Origin of the sequence: Streptomyces sp. GC420 (assembly GCF_009916105.1) — a bacterium.
Classification (GTDB): domain Bacteria; phylum Actinomycetota; class Actinomycetes; order Streptomycetales; family Streptomycetaceae; genus Streptomyces.
The window spans coordinates 1-812 of record NZ_JAAAXQ010000802.1 but is presented as its reverse complement, the minus strand read 5'-3'; the positions used below and the strand labels follow the sequence as shown (position 1 = coordinate 812).

Genomic DNA, 812 nt, shown 5'->3' with positions numbered 1-812 from the left:
GCCCCGGTGCGCGAACGACACCGTCGCGGCGAGGACGTACCTGCCGTGCTCAGCGTTCGCCAGGTGCGCCAGCGGCGCCGGGAGCTTGATCGAGACCGTGCAGTCGTCGGGGCTGGCGCGGAGGGTCCCGTTGCCGAACCGCTTGCCGGACTCGCCGTCCGCGGCCAGGAACCGCCGCCCCGCCCCCCACCGGGCGCGCCACTGCTCCTCGGTGAGCCGCGCCGCGTTCAGGTGGTGCCGGATGCGCAGCAGTCGCCTGCCGCCGCGCACCACCCGCACGACACCCGCCTCACGCTCCGCCCGTGCTGCGCGGAGCCGGTCTTCGAGCCCCCGCAGGCGGCGGGACTTCGCGTGCCACTCCCGCCTGCTGCCGTAGCCACCCAGAGTCTTCCTGGTGCCCTTGTCGCCCACGGGCCGGGACAGCCGGTGCCCGATCGCCTTGATCCCGGCCTCGAGGCTCCGGATATGGGCGAGCTGCCCCCTCCGTGCGAGCGCCCACTGATCATGGGTCGCCTTCGTGATCGACCCGGCCCAGCGCGACGAGGACTCCACGGTCAGGACACGCTTGCGCTCGGCCCACCGGTCACTGCCGTGCTCCGGCCCGGCCGCACACCGCGCCCTCAGATCGCGGGAAGCGAGCGAACCCAGGTGGTTCCCCGACCATGCGCAGTACCTCCTCGTCCCCGGCGCTCAGGCCCTTGAGGCGAGTGCGGATCGCGACCCCCGACGGGCCGGGCACCACGAACGGCACCGCCACCTCCCGCAACCCGCCCACACCCTCACCCCGGCCCGGTCGAAGAGATGCGCCACCC

1 pseudogene is annotated in these 812 nt (G+C 74.3%); it reads right to left on the bottom strand.

What is annotated here, in order from left to right:
* A pseudogene (locus GUY61_RS38705) lies at nucleotides 1-775 on the bottom strand (IS200/IS605 family accessory protein TnpB-related protein); the annotation flags it as partial.
* Between the last annotated feature and the right edge of the window lie 37 nt (nucleotides 776-812).